We start from the raw sequence: 237 nt of genomic DNA on the forward strand, positions 1-237 counted from the left end.
TCATGGTATTCCGCTGGCTTTTGCAGCGACTGCGCACCAATAAAGGCCGCAAAGTCGGAGTTTTTACGGTGAACTAATGGCATAAAGCCATTTTTCGCCAGCTCGGCTTCACGGCGATCGCTGATGGCGATTTCCGTTGGACACTTCATGTCCACACCGCCGTCATCGCTTGGGAAAGTGTGGCATGGCAGATCTTCCACTGCCCCGCCCGACTCTACGCCACGAATCGATGTGCAC

The 237-nt window shown here is 54.9% G+C and carries 1 protein-coding gene; it reads right to left on the reverse strand.

Translation table 11 applies throughout. The annotated features are described in order from the left end of the window. Positions 1–237: type VI secretion system contractile sheath domain-containing protein (locus NR195_RS22845; protein WP_256844943.1), on the reverse strand; the 237-nt coding region annotated here is incomplete at both ends.

Origin of the sequence: Pantoea sp. Ft-CA_14 (assembly GCF_024520875.1) — a bacterium.
Classification (GTDB): domain Bacteria; phylum Pseudomonadota; class Gammaproteobacteria; order Enterobacterales; family Enterobacteriaceae; genus Pantoea; species Pantoea agglomerans.